This is a genomic window from Parapedobacter tibetensis, assembly GCF_024704835.1.
In the GTDB taxonomy this organism is placed as follows: Bacteria; Bacteroidota; Bacteroidia; order Sphingobacteriales; family Sphingobacteriaceae; genus Parapedobacter; species Parapedobacter tibetensis.
In genome coordinates this window covers 131,575-151,621 of sequence record NZ_JAMXBE010000003.1, presented here as the reverse complement: position 1 = coordinate 151,621, position 20,047 = coordinate 131,575, and the positions used below count along the sequence as shown (strand labels likewise).

The 20,047-nt window shown below is 46.9% G+C and carries 16 protein-coding genes; 6 read left to right on the top strand and 10 right to left on the bottom strand.

The annotated features are described in order from the left end of the window. The first annotated feature begins 144 nt into the window (after positions 1-144). The gene (locus NF543_RS05590) at positions 145-783 is read left to right on the top strand and encodes a toxin-antitoxin system YwqK family antitoxin (protein ID WP_257667127.1); all 639 of its coding nucleotides are present in this window, start codon (positions 145-147) and stop codon (positions 781-783) included. Here the strand turns inward: NF543_RS05590 and NF543_RS05585 are convergent. The 5 genes from NF543_RS05585 to NF543_RS05565 form a co-directional block, all read right to left on the bottom strand. Then, positions 780-2,468, bottom strand: coding sequence for a DNA polymerase/3'-5' exonuclease PolX (locus NF543_RS05585; RefSeq protein ID WP_257667126.1), 1,689 nt, complete (start codon positions 2,466-2,468; stop codon positions 780-782). The genes NF543_RS05590 and NF543_RS05585 overlap by 4 nt on opposite strands. A gap of 142 nt (positions 2,469-2,610) precedes the next feature. Next, on the bottom strand, positions 2,611-3,918 hold the full coding sequence (locus NF543_RS05580; protein ID WP_257667458.1) for an NAD(P)/FAD-dependent oxidoreductase: 1,308 nt from the start codon (positions 3,916-3,918) through the stop codon (positions 2,611-2,613). A gap of 59 nt (positions 3,919-3,977) precedes the next feature. Continuing rightward, positions 3,978-4,304: a 2Fe-2S iron-sulfur cluster-binding protein gene (locus NF543_RS05575; protein ID WP_257667125.1), complete on the bottom strand. Its 327-nt coding sequence runs from the start codon at positions 4,302-4,304 to the stop codon at positions 3,978-3,980. A gap of 11 nt (positions 4,305-4,315) precedes the next feature. After that, positions 4,316-5,332, bottom strand: a complete 1,017-nt coding sequence (locus NF543_RS05570; protein WP_257667124.1) for an NAD(P)/FAD-dependent oxidoreductase — start codon at positions 5,330-5,332, stop codon at positions 4,316-4,318. Between the two features lie 44 nt (positions 5,333-5,376). Then, complete coding sequence (locus tag NF543_RS05565; protein WP_257667123.1) at positions 5,377-5,808, bottom strand: MarR family winged helix-turn-helix transcriptional regulator; 432 nt, start codon at positions 5,806-5,808, stop codon at positions 5,377-5,379. Positions 5,809-6,100: 292 nt separating this feature from the next. On the opposite strand from NF543_RS05565, the gene NF543_RS05560 reads away from it, so the two are divergent. Continuing rightward, positions 6,101-7,396 (top strand): dicarboxylate/amino acid:cation symporter, encoded by a 1,296-nt coding sequence (locus tag NF543_RS05560; protein ID WP_257667122.1) that lies wholly within the window; start codon positions 6,101-6,103, stop codon positions 7,394-7,396. A gap of 81 nt (positions 7,397-7,477) precedes the next feature. Here NF543_RS05560 and secDF read toward each other — a convergent pair whose 3' ends face one another. Further along, positions 7,478-10,504 carry a protein translocase subunit SecDF gene (secDF, locus tag NF543_RS05555; protein WP_257667121.1) on the bottom strand — a complete coding sequence of 1,009 codons (3,027 nt, stop codon included), beginning with the start codon at positions 10,502-10,504 and terminating at the stop codon, positions 7,478-7,480. Between the two features lie 128 nt (positions 10,505-10,632). Beyond that, positions 10,633-11,796, bottom strand: coding sequence for an MFS transporter (locus NF543_RS05550; protein WP_257667120.1), 1,164 nt, complete (start codon positions 11,794-11,796; stop codon positions 10,633-10,635). 272 nt (positions 11,797-12,068) lie between these two features. On the opposite strand from NF543_RS05550, the gene NF543_RS05545 reads away from it, so the two are divergent. Together NF543_RS05545 and guaB are read left to right on the top strand one after the other, a co-directional pair. Further along, the gene (locus NF543_RS05545; protein WP_257667119.1) at positions 12,069-12,668 is read left to right on the top strand and encodes a porin family protein; all 600 of its coding nucleotides are present in this window, start codon (positions 12,069-12,071) and stop codon (positions 12,666-12,668) included. 210 nt (positions 12,669-12,878) lie between these two features. Then, entirely contained in the window at positions 12,879-14,354 is a 1,476-nt protein-coding gene (gene guaB, locus NF543_RS05540; protein WP_257667118.1) for an IMP dehydrogenase, read from the top strand. A gap of 14 nt (positions 14,355-14,368) precedes the next feature. On the opposite strand, the gene lat is transcribed toward guaB, so the two are convergent. After that, on the bottom strand, positions 14,369-15,700 hold the full coding sequence (gene lat / locus NF543_RS05535; protein WP_257667117.1) for an L-lysine 6-transaminase: 1,332 nt from the start codon (positions 15,698-15,700) through the stop codon (positions 14,369-14,371). Positions 15,701-15,813: 113 nt separating this feature from the next. Continuing rightward, positions 15,814-16,716: a 1-aminocyclopropane-1-carboxylate deaminase/D-cysteine desulfhydrase gene (locus tag NF543_RS05530; RefSeq protein WP_257667116.1), complete on the bottom strand. Its 903-nt coding sequence runs from the start codon at positions 16,714-16,716 to the stop codon at positions 15,814-15,816. A 53-nt stretch (positions 16,717-16,769) separates the two neighbouring features. On the opposite strand from NF543_RS05530, the gene NF543_RS05525 reads away from it, so the two are divergent. Both NF543_RS05525 and NF543_RS05520 read left to right on the top strand, forming a co-directional pair. Beyond that, entirely contained in the window at positions 16,770-17,807 is a 1,038-nt protein-coding gene (locus NF543_RS05525; protein ID WP_257667115.1) for an RluA family pseudouridine synthase, read from the top strand. A 47-nt stretch (positions 17,808-17,854) separates the two neighbouring features. Continuing rightward, a complete protein-coding gene (locus NF543_RS05520) occupies positions 17,855-18,727 on the top strand; it encodes an aminotransferase class IV (RefSeq protein WP_257667114.1) in 873 nt (290 codons plus the stop codon). 7 nt (positions 18,728-18,734) lie between these two features. Here NF543_RS05520 and NF543_RS05515 read toward each other — a convergent pair whose 3' ends face one another. Next, positions 18,735-20,036: a type IX secretion system plug protein gene (locus tag NF543_RS05515; RefSeq protein ID WP_257667113.1), complete on the bottom strand. Its 1,302-nt coding sequence runs from the start codon at positions 20,034-20,036 to the stop codon at positions 18,735-18,737. Positions 20,037-20,047 lie beyond the last annotated feature (11 nt).

Below are 20,047 nucleotides of genomic sequence, written 5' to 3'. Positions count from 1 at the left end.
CGTCAACTGCGTTACGCTTGCTCGAAAAATGCTCATTTACCATTAGTAAACTGCGCTTTTTCTCACTACACAGGCCTTGTTGACGAACATACTAGCCTAGACACTGACTTTGTGGACAGAATCTAATTATACAACGAAGATGAGATGAAAAGACGATATACATTATCATTATTCCAGCATGTTGGACTATTTATATTGCTGATAGCCTGTTCTTCTGCCTGTCAGCAGGCCTATGGACAACGGTACCTGGAAGAAGCGATTCCCTTCCGAAATGAGGCGTTGCTGCAAACCGCCGATGGTTTCATTGACGTTACGTTTACCCATAAGGAATATAGGGGTACGGCAGACCCACAGACGACCTACCATTCTTATTACCGCGATAGCATCTACCATACGCAGGGCGGATATCATGGGCATCCATTGCATGGCGCCTATGTGGAGCGGTACCCCGATAAAAGCCTCAAGGTGCTAGGTGCTTATGCCTATGGCCTCAGGACGGGGAAATGGCAATATTGGGATAATAACGGTGTGCTCCGCAAGGTATCGCGATGGCGGGATGGAAAGGAGAGCGGAAAATTTGCGCTATACAATGAGGCTGGGCAATTGCAGCAGCGTGGGCGCTTGCGTGACGGGAATTTTGACGGGATTATAAAGACGGTGTACCAAGGGGATAGCAGTAAGGTTCAAAGCGACAAACGGCGCTTCCATAAGGGTAAGGAAATGGCTATGGATGAAGGGGGGTGGCTTGGCCGAATGTATGACCGGGTGAGGGCGTTGTTTTAGTGAATAGCCCGCTGTTTCCGTTCGGCGAAATAACTTGCTATTTCCGCAGCGGAACGCGTATTCAGGCAGTCTTTGGCTGTTATACCACCTTTGCGGGCCACATATATGCCATATTGCATATCGTGAAAGCCGCTATTGCGATGCGCATCGGGATTGATGGATAGCAGCGCTCCCTTTTCTATCGCATACTGGTGCCACCGCCAATCCATGTCGAGCCGTAGCGGGTTGGCGTTTATTTCGATGACCACACCATGTACGGCACAGGCATCGATAATACGCTGGTGGTCGATGGGGTAGCCCGCCCGACTAAGCAACAAGCGACCCGTGGCGTGACCCAGGATAGTTGTATATGGATTTTCAATGGCCTTAAGGAGTCTGTTGGTGGCTTTTTCGACGTCCATCTTTAGGTTGGAATGCACCGATGCCACCACGAAATCAAAACCCGCAAGCACTTCATCCGGGTAATCCAATGACCCGTCGCTTAAGATATCGGATTCAATACCCTTGAATATGCGGAATGGTGTGAGTATTGCATTCAATGCATCGATTTCGGCCCACTGCGCCTGCACACGTTCGATGGTCAGCCCATTGGCATAAACCGCTGTTTTGGAGTGGTCGCATATCCCGAGGTATTCCAATCGCAAGTCGTCACGGCAATACCTTGCCATCTCTTCGAGTGTATTCACCCCGTCACTATATGTGCTGTGGTTGTGTAATGTGCCTTTCAGGTCGTTATACGTAATTAGAGTGGGTAAAGCATTGGTCTTGGCAAGGGCGATTTCATTGCCTCCTTCGCGCAGCTCGGGTTCGATAAATGTCATCCCTAAGGATCGGTATATTGCTTCTTCTGAATCGAGGCTTGGAAGCCCCTCATTGGCCAGGGCTTCCAATCGATCGACATGTTGCTTAGCGCCAGTGGTGATGAGTAGCTGTTGGGAAAACGGTAGCAGGTCTGTTGAAATGAACCGGAAGGTAATTCCATTTTCATCTTTGGCATTCACGATGTTATCCATTTCCTCGTTTTCAATAATGAGGTTATAGATTTGGGTAATCGCTTGCTTCAATTCCGCTATGGAAGATTCAATGATGATGTCTACCGATTGAAGCACCTCACATTTGCGTCGGAAATCGCCGGTATAAGCCAGTCGCCTTTCCACGGGGAACAAAAGTTGTAATTGTTCCATCATATGGGCTGCAATTTTCTCGACATTGGCATATAGAAACCAGCCCTTATTGGCGATGGAAAACTCAATGGCCTTTTTGATTTCTTCTTGCGTTTTCAGCCCAAAGCCTTTGGCTTCAACCAACCGGTTTTCATTGCACGCATAATACAGTTCACCGGTGGATTCAATACCCAATGTTTGCCAGATGATTTGGATTTTCTTTGGACCTAGCCCTTTGATGGTCAGCATCTCGAGGATGCCCTCCGGTGTAGCTTCCAATAACTTGTCCAATTCTGGGAACGAACTTGTTGCTAGCAACGATTCAATTTTCTGAGCCGTGCTCTTGCCAATGCCGGGTACCTCGCTGAGCGCTTCAATGGATTGGGAGGCTATGGCAAATGGTAGTTTATCCAGTTTATATGCTGTGGATGCGATGGCTTTGGTACGGAAAGGGTTTTCTCCGTGTAATTCCATCAATTGCGCATACAGCTTAATGGTCTTTACGATCGTCTTGTTATCCATTGGGGAAAGTTAACTATTTCACGCGAAGGTCGCAAAGTTTTTTGCACCCCACAACCCCGCACTCCTTGCCGCGTCGGGATAGTTTTCACGCAAAGGATACAAAGTGCTATTAACCACAGGGCCGGTCTTTCCGACTTCCCAACTACTTTACCTCATCCATCTCTTCCACCGGTTTGGGACGTTGATATTTGTGGATGATAAGCCTTATGCCCGCATTATAGGTGATGTAGTTGATCAACCAATTGATAAACGTGACTATGCGGTTTCGGAAACCGACGAGCGACATGAGATGCACAAACATCCATACCCACCAAGCGAAGAAACCTTGGAATCGGATTTTTCCGATGTCTACCACGGCTTTGTTGCGCCCGATGGTGGCCATTGACCCTTTATCGAAGTATTTAAATTGCTCTGTTGGCTGGTTGCTGAGCATGCGCATGATGTTTTTAGCCAGCAACCGACCTTGTTGCTGGGCCACAGGAGCCACTCCGGGATGTCCACGGGGGGTGTCTTCCGTGATCATGGCGGCCACATCACCGATGGCAAAAACGTCTTCCATGCCGATAACACGACATTCTTCATCGGTACGGACACGGTTGCCCCTTACAATGGACCCACGGTCGATGCCTGAAGGAAATTGGCCCATTACACCGGCCGACCATAGAACGGTCTTGGTTTTGATGCTGTGGCCATCCGCAAAGGTAATCTCCTCACCATCGTACCCGGTAACCTGTGCATTCAGCAGGACATTTACCCCCAGTTCCTTCAGGTATAATTCGGCCTTTTCGGAGGCTTGGGGAGAAAGTGTGGCGAGCACCTTGGATTGCCCTTCGATGAGGTAGACGGTCATGTCTTCCTTTTTCAGCTCGGGGTAATCTTTGGAAAGGATGAGTTTACGGATTTCCGCAATTGCACCGGAAAGTTCCACACCCGTAGGGCCACCGCCAACCACCACAAAATTGAGGTACGCGTTTCGCTCCTCCACGGTTTCCTGTAACAACGACTCCTCGATATTTTGGAGTAGGAAACTGCGGATGTTCACAGCGTCGCGCACGTTTTTCATCGGCATGGAATTATATTCGATATCCCTGTTGCCGAAGAAATTGGTGGTTGCCCCGGTGGCAATGACTAGGTAGTCGTAGGAAATGGCACCGATATCGGTTTGGAGCTGCTTGTTAGCCGCATCGATTTCGGTTATTTCAGCCATGCGGAAATTAAAATTTTTCTGTCTCCTGAACATTTTACGGAGCGGGAAGGCGATGGACGGCGCATCCAGTGTACCGGTGGCTACTTGGTAGAGTAGGGGCTGGAACGTGTGGTGATTGTTCCGGTCCAACAACAACACCTCTACTTCCTTGTCTTTAAGGCCCCTAGCCACTTCAATTCCACCGAATCCTCCACCTATGATGACTACTTTTGGGAATTTTTTATCAATGTTTTGTGCTTCCATGATGTGATGTATGATGACGAAGGTAATCAATGCGGATATAACATCCACAAATAATCGCGCTAGTTGTTTCCAGATACCCTGATTTTTAATCCATCCAACGCGGGACTCAACCTGATTTGGCAAGAAAGTCGGCTACTGTCATCTGCATCGGGGAGGGTATCAAGCATATCCAGCTCAGCATCCGTATGGGGGTCAAGGCCTTCCATGCCTTCGAGCACTTGTATATGGCAGGTGGCACATAATGCCATCCCGCCACAGGTAGCGAGGATATCGTATTCAGAAGCCTTGAGGACCTCCATCAAACTGAGATTGATGCCATCCGGAATCTCCAATTGACGGATTTCGCCATGACGGTCTTCAATTGCGATATGAATCGTTTGTGACATATCTGTGTGGATTAAAAGGCGTTTACACCATTAACCGTGGTGTATTTGAAACTTAATTTTTCTGCTGGATATACGTATTTGAAGGCACTTTGGACCATCAGCGCTGCCTCGTGAAAACCACAAAGGATCAGCTTTAGTTTGCCTGGATAGGTGTTGATATCGCCGATGGCATATATCCGTTCGATACTGGTGGAATAATCGACCGTATTCACAGAAATGGCTGATTTATCGATGGTTAATCCCCAATCGGCGATCGGCCCCAGTTTGGGGCTAAGGCCGAATAACGGGATTAGCGCATCTGTTTCCAATAGGGTTTCTTCTTTGGCCTTATCCATGATACCTACATGGCTTAGCGTTCCGTTACCATGTACACTGCTGAGGTTGCTATGCAGCAGTAGGCGTACCTTTCCTTTTTCGGCCAACCCGAATACCTTTTCGGCGGAATCGGGCGCACCCCGGAAACTGTCGCTGCGGTGTACTAAGGTGACTTCAGCAGCGATATTACTTAAGAACACCGTCCAGTCCAAGGCGGAGTCGCCCCCTCCGGCAATCACCACGCGTTTATCGCGGTAATGCTCTGGATTTTTCACCATGTAGTTTACCCCTTTGCCTTCAAAATCAATCAGGCGGGGGATTTCGGGTTTACGGGGCTCGAACGAACCCAATCCGCCGGCAATAACCACCACTGCGGCATGGATGACCGTGTTTTCGTTGCTGATGACGTGGTAAGATCCATCGGCTTGCTCTTCCAGTCCCTCTACCCGTTCACCCAACGTAAATGTTGGCGCGAATGGTTCAATCTGCTCCATGAGTTTATCAACCAAGTCTTGGGCATCGATAGACGGATAGCCCGGAATGTCATAAATCGGCTTGCGAGGGTAAATTTCCGACAATTGCCCGCCAATTTGCGGTAATGCATCGATGAGGTGACACCGCATTTTTAGTAAGCCGGCTTCAAAAACTGAAAATAATCCTACGGGCCCAGCCCCAATGATGCAAATATCTGTTGTTATTTTTTTTGTGTCCATTTTTTTCCGTCAATAATGATGAGTCTTACTTCGCGTATCACTCCTTATCCTATATTCAAATTTGTATATATCGTATCCAATATCCTTTTCAAATGCTCGAAATCGTCTTCATTGAGTTTCTTCCAAGCTTCCATACGTATCTTATTAATGCTATCTGATAATGCATCGATTTTCTGCTCGCCTGCTGGCGTGAGGTGAACGACGAAGCTCCGCCTATCAGTTGGATTGGCCTGACGTTCTACCAATTTCTTGCTAACCAACAAATCCACAATTCGGGTTAGGGTGGGTTGGTCCTTACCACAGTATTCCGCCAACTCCTTTTGCGAGAGATCAGCGTATTGTTTGAGGCCCTTCAATATCGCCCATTGATCTACCGTGATGCCGAATTGCTGGCAGTTAAATTGGTATTGGGCATATTGTTTTACCCGGCGTGCCGTTCGGTCCAGCAGGAAAGAGTAATCGTTATATCGTTCCATTAGCACAATAATAATTAGTGTGACAAATATACGAATAGCTTATGGAATAACCTGAACATACAGGCATTGGGGGCACATTAATATTTGCCACAATCTTGTTGTTTTTGATAATCGGTTTAAAAATCTTCGAAATTGCCTATGATAACAAGTCAAAACCATTACTTTTGGGACGTCACTTAACCTGTTTGAGGAGCATCGGTTGACCTTGTTGGCCGTAATCTTCGTAAAAAGTAGACTTGATATCAAGAAAAAGTACGTCGTCGTTAACTAATTATTTTTCGAATAACATATTATGAGAAGACTTGCCTTGCATTGGAAAATTTTGATTGGAATGGTTCTGGGGATTTTTTTTGGTTACGTAATGCGGGAATTGGCGTGGCAAAGTGTGGTGGTTGACTGGATAAAGCCATTTGGTACCATCTTCATCAATATGCTCAAGATGATTGCTGTTCCTTTGGTAGCAGTATCGCTTATTGTGGGATTGGCTGACCTGAAGGACATTGCGAAGTTGTCCAAATTAGGAGGGCGTACCATTTTGCTTTACTTATTTACTACTGCCTGTGCGGTAAGCCTTGGGCTTTTACTCGCCAACATCATCAAACCGGGCCTTTTCATCAATGAGGCATCACGACAGCGTCTCCTGGAAGGTTTTGCGGGAGAAGCTTCCGAAAAAATTAAATTGGCGGAGGCTACCAAAGAACAAGGGCCCCTGCAACCCTTAATGGATCTTGTGCCGGATAATTTCTTTGCGGCAATGACGAACAATGGTAGTTTGTTACAGGTCATTTTCTTCGTTATTTTACTTGGAATCGGATTGATCTTGGTGGATGAAAGCAAATCCAAACCTGTAGTGAATTTTTTCAAAGGACTCAACGCGGTTATCCTGAAAGTCATTGATATTATCATGGTGTTTTCGCCTTTCGGTGTATTTGCCCTGATGGCGGCACTGATTGTGGAGATTCCCGATTTCTCCACGTTAGCGGCATTGGGGGTTTATGGAACCTCCGTGTTGTTTGGCTTGGCGCTGTTGGTCTTTCTTTTTTACCCTACATTGCTGTTTCTCTTTGCCAGGATAAAGCCGGCGAGATTCTTCCGAGCGATATCCCCGGCACAGTTATTAGCCTTTTCAACCAGTTCGAGCGCGGCTACATTGCCCGTGACGATGGAGCGGGTGACGGAGCATTTGGGGGTGGATGATGAGGTGTCGAGTTTTGTGCTGCCTCTGGGAGCGACCATTAACATGGATGGTACAGCGCTCTACCAAGCCATCGCTGCATTATTCATCGCCCAGGCCATGTTGCCTGAAGCGTTGGGTCTCGAGACCCAGCTGATGATTATCCTGACGACGGTACTGGCTTCCATAGGTACGGCAGCAGTGCCCAGTGCAGGTATCGTGATGCTGGTGATTGTATTGGGTCAGGCAGGTATCCCGGAAGCGGGTCTGGCGCTGATCTTTGCCATCGACAGACCATTGGACATGTGTAGAACGGTGGTCAATGTGACAAGCGATGCTACCGTGTCTGCAATTGTTGCTAAATCGGTGGGCTTACTCCATGAACCTGAAAATAAGGACGTGGATTTGATGTAAACAAAAAAATGGTGCCAAAGGGAATTTGGCACCATCAATATAGGAGTTTGATAAACTTCCTTTGCGTTTCTACATATTGTTTTAAGCTTTTGCCGGCTTAAGTGGTTGATTATTGCCAACGTCTTTACCACTTCCTGCAGGTTCTTTTTCGTCTTCTGCAAGGTTCTTTCCAAAGTCTACAACCAACGGAGCTGCGAGGAAAATGGAGGAATAAGTAGCCACGATAATCCCGACCAAGATGGCGAAAGAAAATCCTCGGATGACTTCGCCACCGAAAACAAAGAGTACAGCCAATACGAAGACAAGCGTTAGCGACGTAATAATCGTCCTGCTCAACGTGCGGTTTATCGCAAGATTAACGGTTTCACCCATATCTTGGTTCTTATATTTAGACAGCCCTAAGTATTCACGCAGTCTGTCAAAAACCACCACTGTATCATTCACGGAATAGGCTACCACGGTAAGCAATGCTGCGACAAAATGTTGGTCGATATCCAGCGCAAACGGCACAACTCCATCCAGTATGGAGAATAGGCCTAGGATGATCAATGCATCGTGTAGGGTGGAAATAGCTGCTCCCATACTGTACTGCCATTTCCGGAAACGAAACAGTATATAAAGTGCGATAACGATAATGGAGAATATGGCTGCATATATAGCCCTGGTCTTCATGTCGCTGGCGATGGAGGGGCTTACCTTGTATGAACTCAGTATCTCACTCTTGTTGTCGGCGACTTTTGAAAGTCCCTCATTAAGCTTAGCCAGCACTTCTTGGTTGGCTTCATCGCTGGTTTCATCCACTTGGTATGCAGTGGTCACCCGCACTTGGTTTTGCGAGCCAAAGATTTTCACTTCCGTATTCAACTGGAATGCGTCATTGAGGTTTTTCCGCACCTCTTCCAAATCGATTGGTTTTTCGAAACGGACGGTGTAGGCGCGTCCTCCTTGGAAATCAACCCCCCAGCTAAAGCCTTTGGTGAAAATAAAACCAAGGCCAATCACAATAAACACGAGGGAGGCCAAGTAGAATTTTTTGCGGTTTTGCACAAATCCAAAATTCGCATTCTTCAATGTATTGGCACTCCATGGGAAGGATACGGAAATTTTCCAGTCTCTGGCGAGCATCCACTCAAAAATGACGCGCGAGATAAAGATGGAGGTAAACAACGACGTGATGATACCGACCATCAGTGTGGTGGCAAATCCAAGGATGGGGCCACTACCAAAGAAGAAGAGGATAGCCCCTACAAGGAACGTGGTAATCTGCGAGTCGAGTATGGAAGACATCGCGTGTTTATACCCATCGGCAATGGCCTGTCTGATGGACTTGCCCAAGGTCATTTCTTCCCGTATGCGCTCATATATCAAGACGTTGGCATCAACAGCAGTACCCATGGTCAGTACGATACCGGCAATGCCCGGTAAGGTAAGTACCGCATTAAGCGAAGCCAATACCCCCAAAATAAAGAACACGTTGAAAAGCACTGCGATGTTGGCTACCCAACCGGCCCTGTTATAATATAAAATCATGAAAATCAAGACGATGACCAAACCGATAACGGCTGAATTGGTGCCGGCATCGATAGCAGCCTGTCCCAAGGTAGGTCCAACTACTGCATCCTCCACAATTCTTGCCGTGGTGGGTAGACGGCCTGCCTTCAATACATTGGCTAAGTCTTTCGTGTCTTCAATCTTGAAATTACCGGTGATTTGCGAAATCCCATTGGGGATTTCACCTTGTACGGTAGGAGCGGAGTATACCACACCATCCAGCACGATGGCGATGGCTTGTTTGTTGTTTTGATCTGCAGAAGCCGCGGCCGTTATTCTTCGCCATTCCCGAGCACCCTCGCTGTTCATGTACATGGTTACCATCGGGTTGTTATTCTGCTGATCAAAATCATCCTTGGCATCCGTAATTACATTGCCGCCCAATATTGGGCCGGCATCTACACCACTTGGTTTTACGGCATAAAGTTCTAATTGCTCAGGATTACGTGCGCTAGGCTTCACCCCCCACAACAACTTCACATTGCCGGGAATGATCTGCTTGACCACCGGGTTTTCGAAGTGCCGATTCACTTTGGCGGTATCCCTTAAACTGGCATATCCTACGATGGGTCCGGGTGCCAACGTGATCTGATTGTTGGCTGCCATGACCGTGGACGGCCGTAATACATTGAATAGCGGGTTTTCCTGAGCTAATTGATTATTATCAAAGGAATCGGTATCCAAGGAATCCTTACCGGCCCCCAAGGAGGCCAATAGCCCCCCATCACTCGTGTCAGCTTCGGTGGTATCTCCTGTACGCTGTGCTACCTCGGTGGTGTCTTTCAACGCATTGGCCAAAGCATTGTTTACGTTATCCAACATGGGATAAATCTCCATGTTGTCATAAGTTTCCCAGAATTCCAATTTCGCTGAACCCTGCAGAAGCTTACGTACGCGATCTTCGTCGGTTACACCCGGCAGTTCGATAAGGATGCGGTTGGTGCCTTGCTGCAACTGGATATTAGGGGAGGTAACACCGAACTTATCAATACGGGTACGTAATACTTTAAAGGAATTATCTATGGCATTAGTTGCTTCCTGTTGCAGGAAGTCATGTACTTGTGCATCCGTGCTATTGGGCTTTACATAGGCTGAATTGTCTTTTGTAGCGAAGAAACTAGCCAAGGATGTACCTAGGCTAAGGTTTTTGAATTCGTCAACAAAAAGATCTACATATCCACTTTGACTGGTTTTACTCCGTACTGCGGCATTTTGTAAAGCCTTGTTGAAATTTTCGTCTTTAGGGTTATTGGCTAGATTACGAACCAATTCCTGTAACGATACTTCCATGGTCACATTCATGCCACCTTTCAAATCGAGGCCCAGCGCAATTTCGTTTCCCTTGGCTTCCCGGTAAGTGTATTGGGCAATTCCCAAATTGTACACGACCTCGCCGGCCATGGAATCTAAATATGCTTTCTCCTTCGCGATATCGCCTTGGGCATAAGCCTCAGCATCGCGTTCCACCTTACGGGTTACGAATGTGAATGATAGGGAATAGAGGCACGCTATGGTGACCATTATTACCAAAAAATTAATCAGCCCTTTACCTTGCATTTTCTTTCGTTAGCTTGTATTTGTTCGTTATAATTTGTATATGGTTTCATTAAGAACGGCAAAGGTATAAAATTTTTGCATAATGAAAGGGGTATTTTTATAGTTTATTCGTTCTGGGTTTAAGACCATTAACTTGTTGTGTGCTTGATTTTTGTAGTCAAAACAATGATAAGGATGCCCATGGATGCAATGACGGCGTAGGCCGCGCGGAGCCCGGTGAATTCGGCGATGAAACCAATGAGCGGTGGACCCACCAAAAAGCCACAAAAACCAATGGTGGTGACCGCGGCCAAGGCGGCTCCCGGCGATAACTTGCTGGACCGTCCGGCAAGACTGTAAACCAACGGGATGATTGCTGAAGAACCAATGCCGACAACCAGAAAAGCAACGATGACAACCCCGAAATGGGGATAAACCACGGACATGATTAATCCAGCCGAACTTAATGCCCCGCTCGTTACCAAGGTGGTTTTAGGTCCAAGGCGCCTTACTGTCCAATCCGAAAGAAAGCGACCGGCGGCCATGCTAAAGAGGAAAGCGCTCAACCCATAGCCTATGAGGCTTTTTTCCACGTTTACCACTTCCTCCATATAGATGCCACACCAGTCGTATAGCGCTCCTTCACCAATCATGGCACAAAAGGCAATGGCACCCAACACGGCTAAGGGTTTATCCGGAATGGAAAATAACGGCTCTTTCTTCTGCTGTTGCGGTTGGTCATCGGCAATAAGATAGGCAGCAAGACACACGATGCTCAATATCGCGGCCGAGGATATGGCCATGAAATGGCGGAGTGGTATGACATGATGGTTGATCATCAAGGCACCAATGCCCGCCCCTACGAACCCGGCGATGCTCCACATCCCATGGAACGCCCCCATAATCGGCTTCTCATAATGCTTGCCCAAGGCCACGGCTTGTGTGTTTACTGATATATTGAGCAGGTTGCCCGCCATGCCAAAAAACACTAGGTTGGCCATCAAGCTATACATATGCTCCCAATAACCGATACCGATCAAAAGCAGGGCATATAAAACCGCTGCAACCAGCACAATACGCTTGCTTCCTAACTTGCCGATGACCCAACCCGATACAGGCAGCGAGATAAGGGTGCCTATGGGTAAGGCGAATAATACAATGCCGAGTTGACCTTCTGATAAACCCAACATGTTCTTGATGTCGGGAATCCGGGAAGCCCAGGAAGCAAAGCAAAGTCCATAGCTGAAAAAGGCAATCCCAATTGCTAGGCGATGGATATGTGTGCGGTGGCTTAGCGTTGGGCGATTATTCATGTCGTATGTCTTCAAAACCTGCGCAAAGGTACAATAAAAAAACCCCGCATATCACATCGATGAATAGACCTGCTCCGGTACGGTAAGATTGTGCGTTAACTTCCTGCTGGAGGGTAAATAAAAGTAATCCGCAACATAACGCAGTGAGAATAGCTTTTTCATCATACTTGTTTTTTAAAATGTAAACAATATATTTGTTAACTGGCAGACAATGGCGAATGGATTGCCATCGTATGATGCCACAAAAAAAACACCAAAAAACCCTATCAACGATGAAGAAAAAAACACTCGTTTTAGCGATCGTCTTATTTACGGCCGTGCAATTGCATGCGCAACGTAAGGTTTCACCGGGCATAAGAGCAGGTGTAAATGTGGCTACGCTTAGCAATATCAATGCCGACTTCAAAACTGATTTTTATGTGGGAGGTATCCTGAGCCTTAATTTGGCCCAGAAATATACCCTGCAGCCTGAACTGATCTATACCCGACAGGGGGCCAACAACGTACGGTTTGAAGATGAAAATGGCGCAGGCAGGGATGAAAATGTAACCATCCAGTACCTTTCTTTGGGGGTGATTAACAAATTCTATTTTATTGACGGATTTCATGCGTTGGCCGGACCGTCGATTGATATGAAGATCGGTAAGAATTTTCCCCGCATTGATTTTGATGACGACGATTATGGCGGGGTCGATTTAGGCATTTCGCTCGGTCTTGGCTACACCTTGCCCATTGGACTAACTTTTGAGGGCCGATTTAAAACGGGGATGCTCGATGCATTCAACAACGATTATTTTTTGGGTATTTTTGATGATCCAGACCGTATTTCGTTGAATCGGGTATTCCAGATCGGGTTAAGTTATTCATTTTGACATAAAAACCCCATAGGTAGGAGTGCTGTTAAGCGTAGAAAACCTATGGGGTTCTGAATCTTCATTAGATGTAGGGGCATTTGCGTCGGATAAATGTCAGGTTAATGACATTAAACATTAAGCAAACCCCTATTAAGGCTTTTTGTTTGTTAAAGACACAAAAAAATAGTAATTTCGCCCGGCAAATAGTAATCCCAACACATATTTGCCATGCATTTAGACCCTGAAAAATTCGTAGTTGAAGGCCTCACCTACGATGATGTACTTTTAATTCCTGCTTACTCCGAAGTGTTGCCGCGCGACGTGGATACCACGACTTTTTTGACCAAAAATCTCAAACTAAACATCCCGTTGGTATCAGCAGCTATGGATACCGTGACCGGTTCCGACTTGGCCATTGCCGTTGCGCAAGCCGGAGGATTAGGCATGCTGCATAAAAACATGAGCATAGCCGACCAAGCCGCGGAAGTGCGCAAGGTTAAACGGTCGGAAAGTGGCATGATACAGGATCCCGTCACGTTGAATGAAAACACCACTGTTGGGGATGCATTTCAAATTATGAAGGATCATAAAATCGGCGGCATACCCATCATAGACCAAGGAAACAGATTAGTAGGCATCGTGACTAATCGCGACCTCCGTTTCCAAAAGGACATGAAACGTCCCATCAGTGAATTGATGACAAAGGATAGTTTGGTGGTGGCACCTGTAGGTACCGATTTAGTTAAGGCGGAAGCTATCCTGCAAAACTATAAAATAGAGAAACTGCCCGTGGTTGATGACAACCATGTTCTCGTTGGCCTGATAACATTCAAAGACATACAGAAATACAAACATTTCCCCAATGCGGCCAAAGACAGCCATGGTAGATTACTTGTGGGGGCGGCTGTGGGTGTGACGACGGATACCATGGACCGTGTAGAAGCACTGGTCAAAGCCGGGGTTGACGTCATTACGATCGATACAGCACATGGGCACTCCAAAGGAGTTATTCATAAGCTTAAGGAAGTGAAAACCGCGTTTCCGGGCCTACAGGTGATTGTGGGCAACATCGCCACCGCTGATGCCGCCGTGGCGTTGGCAGATGCAGGTGCTGATGCGGTGAAGGTAGGAATCGGTCCCGGATCCATCTGTACCACGCGCATCATCGCGGGCGTAGGGGTACCACAGCTGTATGCCGTCTACGAGGTCGCTAAAGCCCTTCGCGGTCGAGGTGTGCCGGTTATTGCGGATGGGGGAATCAAGCAGACTGGCGATATCGCCAAAGCCATTGCTGCAGGAGCAGATACGGTTATGGCAGGATCGTTGTTTGCCGGTGTAGAGGAAGCACCGGGTGAAACCATCATTTATGAAGGACGTAAGTTCAAATCATACCGGGGTATGGGTTCCGTTGAAGCCATGGAACAGGGATCGAAAGATCGCTATTTCCAGGATGTGGAAGATGATATCAAAAAACTGGTACCCGAAGGTATTGTAGGGCGTGTGGCCTACAAAGGCACATTGGCCGAAGTGGTCTACCAGTATGTAGGCGGTTTGCGGGCGAGCATGGGGTACTGCGGCGCTGCAACCATCAAAGCCCTGCAGGCGGCACGGTTTGTGAAAATAACGGGAGCCGGATTCCGTGAAAGCCATCCCCATAATATCACCATTACAAAGGAGGCGCCTAATTATCACAGTAGACCTTAGTACCTTAAACGGTATCAGCTATCGGCCATTACTTGCTGGATGATTGCCATGCCGTTATCAATATCTCCCGGTTGAACAATCAATGCTGGTCTAAACCGGATGGTGCGTTCGCCACAGCCAAGAAACAGTGCGCCATATTCCATGCCTTTTTTGAGAAACGTATCGCGTAACGGTTTGTTTGGGAAGTCAAAGGCACAAAACAAGCCCATGCCACGCACATTGGAAAGGATGGGATACTGGCGGACAAGGGCATGCAGCTGTTGTTGGAGATACGCTCCGGTCTTTTCCGCATGCTGCAAGAGGTGATCCTCCTCGATGATTTCAAGGATCTTGGTTGAACGTACCATATCTGTCAAACTACCTCCCCATGTGGAATTGATACGGGAAGGTACGTGGAAGACATTGGTTTCTATTTCGTCCACGCGGGTACCCGCAAGGATGCCGCAAACCTGCATTTTCTTACCAAAGGCAATGATATCAGGCCTGGCCAGCTCCCCAAAATGCTCATGGCACCAAAATTTACCGGTCAATCCCACACCGGTCTGTATTTCGTCATAGATTAATAGGGCCTCGTTTTCATCGGCGAGTATGCGCAGCTGTTCCATGAATTCACGACGGAAATGGTTGTCGCCCCCCTCGGCTTGAATGGGCTCGATGATGATGGCACAGATGTCATCCTTGTTATCGTTAAACGCCTGTTTAATCTGGCTGATGGTATGTTGTTCACGTTGTTGAGCGTCCTCTAAATTTTCCTTTGTCAATGGGAAGGTCAATTTGGGACTACTTACCCGCGGCCAATCAAATTTGGCAAACCATTTGGTCTTATCGGGCTGCGTATTGGTAAGGCTCATGGTATAGCCCGACCTGCCGTGAAATGCTTGTTCAAAGTGGAGTACCTGGGTGCCTTTTTCATGGCGATATCCCTTTTGGAAATTTTTCTGTACTTTCCAGTCCATGGCCACTTTCAACGCATTTTCTACCGCCAATGCGCCACCTGAAACGAAGAAAGCATGGGGAAGATAGGAGGGGATGGCCACTCGTTCGAAGGTTGCTACAAATTGCGCGTATTCCACGGTATAGATGTCCGAATTGGATGGGTTGATCAGTGCGGCATGCAGCAGACTATCGGTGAAGCCTGCATCACCCGTCATTTTGGGGTGGTTATATCCTAATGGAACCGAGGCAAAGCAGGTAAAAAAATCAAGTAGCTTACGACGATGCTTCGAATCGTAGATGGTAACGCCATGGCTATTGCCCATATCAAAGGTAATGTCATATCCATCGGCAAGGATATGTTTGGCCAAGGTCTTATGCACCGCATCTGGTGTTATGGCTATTTTATACATGTTTTAATACGGATTGGTTATGTCCAAATATATGTTTTTGGCAGGTGTTGAACAAACTTTTTTGCGGGTAAATGCACGTTTTTGCGGCTTTTCAAGGTTTAAACCGTTTAAACCTATTTTTTGTTTTCAAACTGCGCATGCATACCCAATATTCCAGTAAGGCCGCCCGTATGGATGATGAGGATGTTCTCGCCACGTTGAAAGTAATCCTTGGATGTCAAATCAAAAACACCGTAAAAGAGTTTTCCGGTATATACCGGCTCAATCAATATGCCGGTTTTTGCACAGAACCCGTTGATGAAGTCAGTCAATTCAGGCGTAGTCTTGGCATATCCACCAAAATGATAATCGGTATGCAATATGATGTCATGTGATGCGGCTTCAGGGTATAATTCAGTAACAGCCTGTTGGATAAAATCACCGCCGGCCAATACCGGTATACCATGCAATAAGGTATTCAGTCCCTTCCGTGTCTTGCCCATGTGTAACCCAGCCAGCGTAGTACCGGTGCCACAAGCACAGAAAACATGGTCATATACCTGCTCCAATTCGTCGAAGATTTCCCCACAGCCACGGGCCCCGTCCACACCATGTCCACCTTCATCGATAAAGTAAGCTTGCGTGTCCTGTTCAAAATACCGATTATATAAAGCGAGCTTATCCTTGTAGGTGGTACGATCTGTAAAGATCAATTCCATGCCAAACACCTTGGATAATGATAGATTGGCATTCGATACGGTTTCCCCACGTACAAATGCCGTGGTCTTAAAGCCGAATTTGGCGCCTGCGCATGCAGTGGCCAATAGGTGGTTTGACCATGCGCCGCCAAAGGTGATCAAGTGGTTCTTGTTGCCGTCGCGTGCCGCCTGTAGCACATATTTCAATTTACGCCATTTATTGCCCGAAATAAAGGGATGAATCATATCATCACGTTTTACATGGACAGTGAGGCCCTTCTGCTGAAATAGGGGAAAATCCAAGTTTTCAACCGGGCTATAAAAATTAGAAGGAAACATGCTGTTTTTGCAAATATAGTAGAATTTCGATGGTTTTACGCTACTTTTGCGCCATGGCAGATGATTTGGAATTGCAGGAACCGGACGAGCAGGATCTATTTGAACACTTACGTATCGTAGTGGACAACGGGCAGGCCTTGTTGCGTATCGATAAGTTCCTGATGAATAGGATAGAAAATGCCTCCCGCAACCGCATCCAGCATGCCATAACTGCGGGGACAGTATTAGTCAATGGGCAACAAATAAAAGCCAGCTACAAGGTCAAACCATCCGATGTTATTTCAGTGGTATTGCCCCATCCACCGCGTGACACAGAAATTTACCCTGAAGATATCCCGTTGGACATCCCCTATGAAGATGATGATTTGTTGATTGTAAACAAATCAGCAGGCATGGTGGTGCACCCGGGATACAACAACTATACGGGTACCTTGGTAAACGCGCTCGCGCATCACTTCTCCAGCTTTCCCCAGTTGCCAGGCAACGACGGTCGGCCTGGATTGGTCCATCGGATTGATAAGGATACCAGTGGCCTATTGGTCATTGGCAAGAATGAGTGGGCGCTTACCTATTTAGCCAAGCAGTTTTTTGACCATAGCATTTCCCGCAAGTATATTGCGCTCGTGTGGGGAGACGTCTTACAAGATGGAAGCATCACAGGTTATATCGGCCGTAGTGCCAAAGACCGGAAGGTCATGGCTGTGTACGATGATCCTGATAAGGGGAAATGGTCCGTGACGCATTATCACGTATTGGAACGGTTTGGCTATGTGACATTGATCGAATGCCAATTGGAAACGGGCCGTACCCATCAAATCCGTGCCCACCTGCAATCCATCAGCCATCCCTTGTTTAATGATGCCGTATATGGGGGCAACCGTATTCTGAAGGGCACCGTGTTTAGTAAATATAGACAGTTTGTGGATAATTGCTTCGCATTGCTGCCGCGTCAGGCCCTCCATGCCCAAAGCCTCGGTTTCATACACCCTACGTCGAAGAAAAAAATGGAATTCAGTACACCATTGCCCGATGATTTTCGTTTATGTTTAGAAAAATGGCGAGCATATACTTCGTGGAAAGAGTTAGAATAAAAGAGCATCTTAGGACGTTATCAATAATTTTCAAATAAAAATAATCAATGCCTGTACATTACATCGATTTCAATAATAAACTCGTACCTGAGAAAGAAACTATTTTGACTGCCGATAACCGAGCATTCAGGTATGGGGATGGTCTATTTGAGACTATGCGATGGATGGATGGGGATATCCGGTTTTTGCAGCATCACTTGGCAAGGCTGCATGAGGGGATGCATTTGCTGCAATTGGAACATCCTGCTTCTTTTGATGAACAATTCATCCGTTCCCGAACAGCGGCACTTATCAATAAAAATAACTTGGAAGGCCAGCATGTCCGTGTACGGCTCCAGGTTTTTCGAGATGGAGGAGGTTTGTATAGTCCACAACAGAACACCGCTGCCTATGTACTGAGCGTTTCCAGGCTCGATTCCGATGACGTGAATCACCGGAAGATCGGCTTAATTGTGGATGTTTATACCGAATTCCGTAAACCTACCAGCGAGCTATCAAAATTGAAATCGGCAAACGCCCTGGTATTTGTCATGGCAGGGTTGTATCGCAAAAAGAAGGGACTGGATGATGTGCTGTTGTTGAACCAGGAAGGATTCTTATGCGAATCACTCAGTTCTAATGTGTTTATATGGTACGATAAGAAGCTTTATACCCCAGCGCTTAGCGAAGGATGCATTGACGGTGTGATGCGTAAAGTGGTTATCGAAATCGCGTTAGACAGCGGGTTGGATGTGATAGAGGCCCAAATCAGTCCAGATATTATGAACGAGGCCGATGAAATATTCCATACCAACGCCATCCACGGTGTGCAATGGGTAATGGGCTACAAGCAGAAACGTTATTTCAACCGCATATCAAGGATGTTGCAAGAAAAGCTGCAACAGTGGCCGATGGATTCAATCGCCAAGGCGGAAAGCTGATAGCCACCTACCGATTTTCCGTATCGATTTCCGCGTATCCCACCAATTCATCCCATGTGGTGCCTTGGCGACGGTTATATACCAATATTTGATAGGTATTGTTCGTTTCAAAATGGTTCCCACTGGAGAAGGTGGGGTTCGATCCGCCTGAGGGGCTTACATAAACGTATTCATAGTCATAGAGCCCCTGCTTCAGTAAGATGGTAGCTTGCCACTTTCCTTGATTAGCATCGTATACCATCTTGTTGCTTTCATCACAATGATAATTGTTGAATCCACCGACCACATGTACTGATCCCCCTGTCATGGTATCATCTTCAAGCGTGAATGTGACCCAAACGTAGTCGGATTCTGTGGTGGCATCGGCTTTATCTTGGTTGCGAATAAAAAATAGGCCATTTTCATCAAATACCGAAGCATAGGACGCTCCGCTATAGTTTTTGTCGGGAACGAGGTCCACCCTAACCGAGCTGTCCACCGCGATGTTCGCCACGTGTTCGGAAGCCAAACGCAGGCTACGTAAGTCCATATACCGGAACTCATTGCCCCCACCAAAATCCAAGGTTTTGTTGTCATTGTAGGTCAATTCCTGATTGTTTACAAATAGGGGAGTGGTGAGCCATTGTTGTATGTCGGGCCGCTGGTTTTGCATGACCAAGATTTTAACGTCCTCATAGGGATTATTCACGGTAAGCCCGCCGGTATTGACTTTGAGATTTAGCTTTTGGTTTTTGTTTCGTTTGGAAACGTCGAAAGAAGGGATTAACTGTGGGGATACCGACATCAGGGGAGCCAATACATAGAAACGCCTACTGATAATCAGTCGGCTTTTGTCTGCGTCTTCGTAGACTTTCAGTAAATAATTACCTGCCAATTTAGGGCCTACATTTGCGGTTGGGAAATTCACGCGATAATGGGTGTAGGGCTGCAAGGTATTGACAGACGTTTTATACGTCGTGATACGGTCTTCGTTGAAACCAATGGCAAATTCTAATGGCGAAAGCCTACTCGGTTTCCAATTGGGATCATAGTGTTCGATACTGAAATAATAATTGCGTACATCACCCCGCAAATCGTCGAATTCCAATGTAAGCTGCCCATCGCCGTGCAATTCAATGATGGGCAATGTGTTTTCATGGGCTGCAGGATGAAGTTGGACGGTTTTAATAGCGGGGAGGTAGTTGATATTGTCATATACCAATTCCTGTTGTGGGCTACGTTCGCGGGCTACGCGTTTTTTTTTCTGTTTCTGCGCCATCAATCCCAAACAGATCGAAGATAGTAAGCACAGGATAAGAATTTTCTTCATGGCAAATTTAA

Coding starts and splice junctions, on each gene's coding strand:
- NF543_RS05515 (WP_257667113.1), bottom strand. CDS start 20,036: ATGAAGAAAATTCTTATCCTGTGCTTACTATCTTCGATCTGTTTGGGA.
- secDF (WP_257667121.1), bottom strand. CDS start 10,504: ATGCAAGGTAAAGGGCTGATTAATTTTTTGGTAATAATGGTCACCATA.
- NF543_RS05580 (WP_257667458.1), bottom strand. CDS start 3,918: ATGGAAGCACAAAACATTGATAAAAAATTCCCAAAAGTAGTCATCATA.
- guaB (WP_257667118.1), top strand. CDS start 12,879: ATGCATTTAGACCCTGAAAAATTCGTAGTTGAAGGCCTCACCTACGAT.
- NF543_RS05570 (WP_257667124.1), bottom strand. CDS start 5,332: ATGGACACAAAAAAAATAACAACAGATATTTGCATCATTGGGGCTGGG.
- NF543_RS05575 (WP_257667125.1), bottom strand. CDS start 4,304: ATGTCACAAACGATTCATATCGCAATTGAAGACCGTCATGGCGAAATC.
- NF543_RS05530 (WP_257667116.1), bottom strand. CDS start 16,716: ATGTTTCCTTCTAATTTTTATAGCCCGGTTGAAAACTTGGATTTTCCC.
- NF543_RS05560 (WP_257667122.1), top strand. CDS start 6,101: ATGAGAAGACTTGCCTTGCATTGGAAAATTTTGATTGGAATGGTTCTG.
- NF543_RS05585 (WP_257667126.1), bottom strand. CDS start 2,468: ATGGATAACAAGACGATCGTAAAGACCATTAAGCTGTATGCGCAATTG.
- lat (WP_257667117.1), bottom strand. CDS start 15,700: ATGTATAAAATAGCCATAACACCAGATGCGGTGCATAAGACCTTGGCC.
- NF543_RS05550 (WP_257667120.1), bottom strand. CDS start 11,796: ATGAATAATCGCCCAACGCTAAGCCACCGCACACATATCCATCGCCTA.
- NF543_RS05545 (WP_257667119.1), top strand. CDS start 12,069: ATGAAGAAAAAAACACTCGTTTTAGCGATCGTCTTATTTACGGCCGTG.
- NF543_RS05590 (WP_257667127.1), top strand. CDS start 145: ATGAAAAGACGATATACATTATCATTATTCCAGCATGTTGGACTATTT.
- NF543_RS05520 (WP_257667114.1), top strand. CDS start 17,855: ATGCCTGTACATTACATCGATTTCAATAATAAACTCGTACCTGAGAAA.
- NF543_RS05525 (WP_257667115.1), top strand. CDS start 16,770: ATGGCAGATGATTTGGAATTGCAGGAACCGGACGAGCAGGATCTATTT.
- NF543_RS05565 (WP_257667123.1), bottom strand. CDS start 5,808: ATGGAACGATATAACGATTACTCTTTCCTGCTGGACCGAACGGCACGC.